The following is a 7,992-nucleotide window of genomic DNA, read 5'->3' on the forward strand; positions in this document are numbered from 1 at the left end:
CCTGCGGTCGGGGCCGCGGCGACGAGCGCCACCCCCGCGCCGTGGCCTCCCCCGAGGGCGACAACGGCGCCGGGCTCGACCACACCCGAGGGCACCAGCGTGCGGAGATCCCGCGGGAGGGGGATGGCGCCGATACTCGCGAACCGCACGCGATCCTCCCCGGACGCACCGGACCTCCCGGCCCCCGCGGGATCCCCCTCGCGCGACGCCTCCCGGAGAATGCCCACGCCGGACGCGCTTGCGGCGGCACCCGCGTCGACGTCCACGTCCGCGCCCGTGCCCGAGGCCGCATCCGCGCCCGAGCCGGCGCCCCGCTCCACCCCGACCCGGTTCGCGCGCACGCCACCCGTCCCGGGGACCGCAGCGATCTTGCGCCTGAGCGCCGCGACGGTCTCCGCGCGCCGATCCCCAGAGGCCGCGTCCACCTTCTCGACGTCCGCCGCCACGCCTGCCTCCGCCGGCGTTTCCGTCCGCCTCTCCGCCTGCGCCAGATGCACGACCGCCACCCCCTTCCCCGGATTCCGCATACGAACACATGTCGCACATTCGAAAATCTTTTCGCTTCGGGAAGTAGTGAACACCAGGGGTCCGACGATTTTCAATAGAGCAGCTCAGGGCTCTTTAAAGCTCCTGGTAACGGCGTTACTGTCGCGCGCACCCCAGCCCCACCTGTAGGGGATCGCGCGCAATGCTTCGAACATCCGGCAGCACACGTCGGCGGCGCAATGTCGTACCCGGCTGCAAACATCATTGACGTCGCCATCGGCATCGGCATCGGCGGCAGCCGCATCAGCACACCAGGAGGAACACATGCCCGCGCCCAACATGTTCATCAACTATGTCCGCGACTTCATCAACTATGTCCGCGACGCCGCCGAGGCCGCCCGCTTCTACAGCGATCTCTTCGAGGTCGAGCCCGTGTTCACCAGCCCGCGCTACATCGCGTTCGAGATCGCCCCGGGCGCAACCTTCGCCGTGTGGAGCGGCGCCGAACTGCCGGAGGGCGAGCCCGTCGCCCGCAGCGAGATGGGGCTCACCGTCCCCGGCGGGGAGGCGGAGGTCGACGCGCTCTACGCGCGCTGGGTCGACAAGGGAATCACCGTCATCCACGAGCCACACACCGCGGTCTTCGGCAGGACCTTCGTCGTCGCGGATCCAGACGGCAACCTCATCCGGGTCGCACCGGTGGATTGAGCGGCTGCCGCGATGTCCATCTCGATGCTCCTCGCCAGCGCTGTCTCCGGCCCGGCCCCCGGCGAGGGCCCGCCGGGTGCGTCAGTCCAGCCGCCGGGACGCTGCCCAGCGCGAGAGCGCATGGCGGTTGGACTGCTGCGTCTTGCGCAGCACGTTGGAGGCGTGGGTTTCCACGGTCTTCACCGAGATAAACAGCTCCTCGGCGATCTCCTTGTACGTGTACCCACGGGCGAGGAAGCGCAGGACTTCCTTCTCTCTCGGGGTCAACGACTCGACCTCCGGGTCCTGGGCCACCAGCGCGCCGGCCGCGGGTCCACCGGCCGCTGCAGAGGCCTCGGCGGGGGCCGGCGGCTGTCCGGCGAAGGCATCGAGCACGAAGCCCGCGAGGCGCGGGGAGAACACGGCATCACCCTCCGCGATCCGGCCGATCGCCTCGGCGAGCTCGTCCCCGGAAATCGTCTTGGTCACGTAGCCGCGGGCGCCTCCGCGGATCACCGAGATCACGTCCTCCGCGGCATCGGAGACGGAGAGCGCGAGGAAACGCGGCGCTTCGCCGCCCATCGCGTCCTGGACGCCCCGGAGAACAGCGGGCCCTCCGCCGTCAGGCATATGCACGTCGAGCAAGACCACATCGGGTGTCTCCGCGACGATCCCCGCGACGGCTTCGGAGACGGTGCCCGCGCCGCCGAGCACCTCGATCGCCTCGGAGGAGGCAAGCTCAGCCGTCACTCCCGCGCGGAAGACGGCGTGGTCGTCGACCAGGTAGACAGTGCACCGGCCGGCGGTGGCTTGCGGGGACAACGGCATCTCCTCGAAGCATCGGCCGCGCCCCGGGAGGCCCACGGCGAGGGCCGACTAGACGGCGGCGCCATTCGGCGCCGAGCGCGGCATACGGATGGCAATCTCCGTACCGTTCCCGATCCTACTGCGAACGCGCACGCTCCCTCCGTAACTCTCGACCCGCTCACGGATCGAGAGGGCGAGCCCCTTGCGGTCCTCGGGGACGGCCCCGGGATCGAAGCCCACGCCCCGGTCACGGACGAACAACTCGACGACCCCGTCGTCGAGGATCTCGCAGTAGACGTCCGCGTGCTCGACCTCGGCGTGCTTCGCCACGTTGACCAACGCCTCGCGCGCCGCAGCCAGCGCGGCCTCCTCGTGCTCGCCGAACGGGATATCGCCGCCGACGACCACCTGGCTCACCGCGAGCCCGTAATTATCCTCGATCTCCTCGCACACCCGCTCGACACCAGCGGCCACCGAGGTGGGGTCGTTCCTACGCCTCTCCCCCGCCTCGAAGAGCCACTGTCTCAACTCCCGTTCCTGACGGCGGGCGAGCCGCGTCACCTCTGCCGAATCGCCCGAGCGCTTCTGGATCAGGGCGAGCGTCTGCAGCACGGAGTCATGCAGGTGGGAGGCGATATTCGCACGCTCGCGTTCGCGCGCCTTCTCGGCGCGCTCGGATTCGACCGTGCGGATCATCCGCATCCACAGCGGCACGGTGAGCAGCGCGATACCACCGAGGGTCACCAGCACGGCGAGAACCGCCGAGCCCATCTCCGCGAGGTTGACCTCGCGGAAGAGGATCACCGCGAGGCCGAGGACCACGAGCACCACGCCGCCGCCGAGGCGGAACAGCGCGAACCTATCGCCCCGCAGGCGGCTGAGCACCGAACCGGAGCTCGAATCGCCGTCCTCCGTCGCCGCGCCCGCAGAGTCGAAGGCCTGCCACACGACAGCTGCGCCGGCGGCGACCACCACGAGCGGAACCGCGACCATGAACAGCGCGGAGACCGCCATCGACCCCGCGACAACGGCGGCGATGATCCCGCCGAAGACCCACCAATACCCGGTGCGCCGCTCCTTCTTGAGCTCCTCGGGCGAGAGCTCCGGCGTCCTGGGGCGCGCCGGGAGCACGAGCCACAGCCCCGCATAGAGCATCACGCCGAAGAAGCCGAGCATCGCGAGGACCACGAAAGCGATCCGGGCCGTCGTCGGGCCGAAGCCGAAATACTCTGCGACCCCGGCGGAGACGCCGCCGAGGATCCCCCGGCGCGGATTGCGGTACATCTTCCGCGGTCCGGGGAAGGCGCGGCGCGCCACCACCCCGCCAGAGGCACCGGCCACCCCGGCGACCCCGGAGGCGCCGGAGACCGCCGTGTCCGTGGGGGCCGCCCGCCCATCGGAGGCGGAGCCGCCGCCGGCGGACGCGTGCGCAGCAGAATCCATGTCCCCATCCAAACAAATTCGAGCCCCCGAGCGAATCGGGGACAACCCTGGGATTCGACTCGCCCCCGAGCGACCCCGGAGCCGGGGCCCGAGAAATCTCGGGGATATCCCCAATGGTCACGAGAGCCCAGACGGACAACCATTGAGTCCATGACCACGACACAACCCCAGGAGCCGGACTCTCGCACGGCGCGGGACTTCAGCGACCAGATCAAGGACCTCTGGGCCACGCGACCGGTGCGGCCGGCAGGTTCGAAGAAGCTGGCCGGCGTCGCCTCGGCGATCGGCCACCGCTACGACATCGATCCGACGCTCGTCCGGGTCGTCTTCGTCGTCTCGGCGCTCATGGGCGGGGCCGGTATCGCGCTCTACCTCGCGTGTGCGGTCCTGTTCAAGTACCAGGACAACCAGCTGCGCGTCCACGAGACGATGTTCCACCGGCGCGAGGAGCACAAATCGCTGTTCCTCCCCATCGTGTTGTCGATCCTGTTCCTCTTCTGCGGACCGTGGAACTCCATCGGTGGCTCCGGGATCGACGCCGCGACATGGGTCGTCTCCGCGGTGCTACTCGTCGGGCTGTACGCGCTGTACCGCTCGCGTCCGGAGCCGCCGAGCTACATGCTCTGGGCATATTCCACAGGGCCCCGCAGCTCCATGCCGCCGGCCTCGCCCGCGTACATGATGACCAAGCAGCAAATGCAGCAGTGGGAGCGCCAGGGCCGCCCCGGCCGTCCCGCCGACTACGGAGCCGGAGCGCACAGGGGCACCATGCCAGAGCAGCGCTACGACGACGGGGTGACCCCTCCGGCGTGGGACCCACTCGGCGCAGCACGGTTCGCTTGGGATCTCCCGGATCCACCCGACCCCACGGTCAGGGCAGAAGAAGGAAAGGGGAAGAAGCGCGGGGGCGCTGCGCTCACGTGGATCACGTTGGGCATCGCGGCCGCGGCGGGAGTGATTGCCGGATTCTTTGTCGGCCGCCACCCCGTGTTCACCGGACTCGCCGTGGCGCTCGTCGTGGTCGGCGCCGGTATGATGCTCGGCTCGTTCCGCAAACACGGACTCGGGCTGCTCCCCATCGCCCTCCTTCTCGGCGCCTCGCTCGTGGCCACGGGACTCGGCGACAACATCAACGTCGACGAGATCCGCGGGTTTTCGCAGAACGATGGCCGCCTACCTTCCGGGGCCTCGGAGGGGTTCGTCGGAGAATCCTCCGCCGTCACGGCCAATCCAGCTCAGATCGACCAGGGCATCAACGCGGCCGGGAGCGATCTCACCGTGCGCTTCGACGAGCTCGAGGCCACCGACTACAAGACCGAGCTCAACGCGGTCGCCTCGTCCGTGACCATCTCGCCGTCTTCCGATCACAACATCGCGATCCACTGCGACGGGACGGCGATGTCCTCCTGCGAGTCGAAGACCTACCCGGCCACCGGCCCGGGCAACTCGGACGACAAGCCGACCATCGAGGTCGCCGTCAACCTATTCGCCAGCGAAGTAAAGGTGCAGTAGCCATGAGCAACCCGGAGCACGATCAGCCCTCCCACAGCGATTCCGCCGGCGCGGCCTACCCGGGAAACGAGCCCACGATTGATGCCGCCCTGGGCCAATACCCGCTCGGGGCGCCGCAGAGGCACATCGTCGAGGTCGACGAGCCGCTTCCGACCCCTCCGGGAATGGGGCCTGCCGAGGCGGCGGAAACCGCTGGCCCCTCCGGACTTGACGGCACTGCCAGTACATCCGGACCGCGACGTGCGGCGGCCACCTGGGCCCCCACCGGAAATGCAGCCACGCCCGGCTACCAGCCCTTCGCGCCCCCACGCTTTTCCGACTCGGGCAACCTCCTCTCCGGACCGCTCCCCTCCGTAGGAGGACAGGTCGGCTCGTTTGCCCCGGTCGCCCCTGCGGTGGCCGTCCCGGACGTCCCGGCCGAGAAGGGCCGACGCGGATCGGTCATGTATTTCCTCCTCGGGTTGCTGTTCCTGGCCAGCGGGGTGGCCGCCGCGAGCCTGGGCACGAACGTCACCGGCGCCCTTCTCCTCGCCACCCCGGTGATCCTCGTGCTCTCGATTGTGGTGCTCTTCACCATGCGTCGCTGAGCTGCGGCGTAACGCTAGACCCGTTCGGCGTCATTAGAGGTGATCAGGGCTATCGAGAATCCGCCGGGAACGATCGGATCACTTCGACACTCCAAGTGCACGGCACGCAAAGGGAACGCACACCCGCGGCCCACCTACGTAAGACGACCCTTGACAGCGAAAGGCCCCACCATGTATTCCTCCCCAGCACTGTCCCCCGGAGTGCTCCTGCGCACCGAGCTGGATGCCAGGGAATGGACGGTGGAGGAATTCGCTGGGAAGATCGGCGTCGCCCCAGACCGGGCCCGGGAGTTCCTCAACGACCACAGCCCCTACGACAACGACACCGGGCACCGCATCGCCGAGACCTTCGGCTCGAGCGAGGACCTCTGGCTCAAGCTGCAGCGTCGCTACCAGCGCTGGCAGGACATGGCCCACGAGGAGGCCTGAGCCCGAGACGCGATTTCCGGGACACCGATTAACAAGAGGTGTCAAATAGAGGGCATGACTCAACAATCGGTGGTCTTTGATCCGCTCGATCCAGAAGTCCTCCTCGACCCCTACCCCACGTACGCCGAGATGCGGGACCACGAACCGGTCCTCCACCACCCGGCTCGACCGGATCAGGGCGTGCCGGAGTTCTGGGCACTCTCGCGGTACGCGGATATCGCCGCGGCGGTTCGCGAGCCGAGTCTGTTCTCCTCCGCACACGGGCTCACGTTCTACGAGGACGAGATCGCCGCGCTCGGGCTCGCCCCCACCTTGGTGATGATGGATCCGCCCGAACACTCGCTCAAGCGCAGGCTCGTCGCCACGGCGTTCTCCCGCAAGCGGGTCGCGGGAACGGAGGAGGCGCTGCGCACCTTCGCCCGCGAACGCATCGCGGAGCTCCAGACCCGCGCCGCGGACGGCGAGCGCATCGACATCCACACCGGCTACTCGACCACCATTCCCACCTTCGTCCTCGGTTTCCTCCTCGGGCTGCCAGAGGCGGACAGGAAGCTCCTAGATCCGTGGGTCGACGCGCTCACCACGATCCAGGACAACGGATTCGCGTTCGGCGGGCTCGGCAAGAAGGCTGTCGTCGCGGTATCCGAGATGTTCGACTATTTCGGCCAGAGCGTCGCAGCCCGCCGCGCAGAAATCGATGCGGGGCGAGATGTCCCCGACGACCTGATCTCGGCCCTCCTCCGCGCGGAATACGAGGGCGAGATGCTCACCGACTGGGACGTCCTCGGCTTCTGCTTCGTCATCGTCGCCGGCGGCAACGACACCACAGGCAATCTCGTCTCGCACACGCTGAGCCAGCTCACGGAGCACCCGAGCCAGCGCGCGGACGTCCTCGCCAACCCGTCGCTCGTCCCCGGCGCGCTCACGGAATGCCTCCGCCGCGAATCCTCCGTTCAAGCGCTCGCCCGGACGACCACTCGGGAGCACAGCATCTCCGGCGTCACGATCCCGGAGGGGGCGAAGGTGATGATGTATTACGGTTCGGGCAACCGCGACGAACGGGAGTTCGGCCCGACTGCCGCCGACCTCGACATCCGTAGAGAGTTCACGAGCCACCTGGCGTTCTCGCAGGGTCCGCACTTCTGCATCGGCTCGCATTTCGCGAAGCTCCAGGCGAGGGTCGCCATCGAGGAGATCTACGCGGCGTTCCCGTCGATCGTCGTGGACACTGCGGGTGCCGAGCGGATCTCGTCGCCGTTTACCCGCGGCTTCCGCCACCTTGAGGCCGAAGGGCTCCAGGAGTAACGGGCTGGGCCTCGGCGAATAGCGCGGTCCGCCGTCATGGACGAAGGGGGTTATCGTGCGGGCATGACGTGCAATGACGGCTCCACCTCCGACACCCACCCCTCGGGCGCGCCCTCCCACGACAACGCCTCGGTCGCCACCCGCCTGGGCGGGGAACCACTCACGGTGACGGCGCGCGGCCTCACCTTCTCCGGCTTCCGCGCCACACCCGGCTCTTCCGGGAATGACGGCGAAGGCCGAGACCCCCAGATGGCGATTCTCGTCCACGGCTGGCCCCAATTCGCCTCGAGCTGGGAGGGCATCGCGCGCGAGCTCCTCGCCCGCGGCATCGCGGTGGTCGCCTACGATCAGCGCGCGTACAGCCCCGGGGCGCGACCGGACGGCGTGGAGAACTACACGGTCGCCGAGCTCACGGAGGACCTTGACGCCATCGCCACAGAACTCGGGATCGAGCGTTTCCACCTCATCGGGCACGACTGGGGCGGGGTCATGGCGTGGATGTATGCGGCGTGGCACCCGGAGCGGCTGCACAGCCTCACGGTGATGTCGACGCCGAACCCCATCGGGATCCTCGAGACCACGGCCACGGACGAGGCCCAGCAGAAGAAGGGCGCGTACATCACGGGCATCCGGGAAGATCCCGAGGGCTCGCGGGACGCCCTCCTCGCCGACGGCGCCGCACTACTGCGCTCGCTGTACGGGGACGCCGTACCGGCCGGCGCCGTCGATGCGTACG

General features: G+C 68.8%; 8 protein-coding genes and 1 pseudogene. 6 read left to right on the top strand and 3 right to left on the bottom strand.

The features are described from left to right. Positions 1-446 (bottom strand): annotated as a pseudogene (locus tag V7E05_RS12920) (hypothetical protein); the annotation flags it as partial. A gap of 364 nt (positions 447-810) precedes the next feature. On the opposite strand from V7E05_RS12920, the gene V7E05_RS12925 reads away from it, so the two are divergent. Beyond that, positions 811-1,194 (top strand): VOC family protein, encoded by a 384-nt coding sequence (locus V7E05_RS12925; RefSeq protein ID WP_333620051.1) that lies wholly within the window; start codon positions 811-813, stop codon positions 1,192-1,194. Positions 1,195-1,275: 81 nt separating this feature from the next. Here V7E05_RS12925 and V7E05_RS12930 read toward each other — a convergent pair whose 3' ends face one another. Both V7E05_RS12930 and V7E05_RS12935 read right to left on the bottom strand, forming a co-directional pair. Next, entirely contained in the window at positions 1,276-1,995 is a 720-nt protein-coding gene (locus V7E05_RS12930) for a response regulator transcription factor (RefSeq protein ID WP_333620052.1), read from the bottom strand. 54 nt (positions 1,996-2,049) lie between these two features. Further along, positions 2,050-3,423, bottom strand: coding sequence for an ATP-binding protein (locus tag V7E05_RS12935; protein WP_333620053.1), 1,374 nt, complete (start codon positions 3,421-3,423; stop codon positions 2,050-2,052). Between the two features lie 150 nt (positions 3,424-3,573). On the opposite strand from V7E05_RS12935, the gene V7E05_RS12940 reads away from it, so the two are divergent. The 5 genes from V7E05_RS12940 to V7E05_RS12960 all read left to right on the top strand — a co-directional run. Continuing rightward, the gene (locus V7E05_RS12940; protein ID WP_333620054.1) at positions 3,574-4,935 is read left to right on the top strand and encodes a PspC domain-containing protein; all 1,362 of its coding nucleotides are present in this window, start codon (positions 3,574-3,576) and stop codon (positions 4,933-4,935) included. Between the two features lie 2 nt (positions 4,936-4,937). Continuing rightward, positions 4,938-5,522 (top strand): hypothetical protein, encoded by a 585-nt coding sequence (locus V7E05_RS12945; RefSeq protein ID WP_333620055.1) that lies wholly within the window; start codon positions 4,938-4,940, stop codon positions 5,520-5,522. A 171-nt stretch (positions 5,523-5,693) separates the two neighbouring features. Further along, entirely contained in the window at positions 5,694-5,951 is a 258-nt protein-coding gene (locus V7E05_RS12950) for a helix-turn-helix transcriptional regulator (RefSeq protein ID WP_333620056.1), read from the top strand. Between the two features lie 54 nt (positions 5,952-6,005). Further along, positions 6,006-7,256, top strand: coding sequence for a cytochrome P450 (locus V7E05_RS12955; RefSeq protein ID WP_333620057.1), 1,251 nt, complete (start codon positions 6,006-6,008; stop codon positions 7,254-7,256). Between the two features lie 63 nt (positions 7,257-7,319). Then, the coding region (locus tag V7E05_RS12960) for an alpha/beta fold hydrolase (protein ID WP_333620058.1) at positions 7,320-7,992 on the top strand (673 nt) is incomplete at its 3' end.

Source organism: Dietzia sp. (genome assembly GCF_036741115.1).
Lineage (GTDB): Bacteria > Actinomycetota > Actinomycetes > Mycobacteriales > Mycobacteriaceae > Dietzia.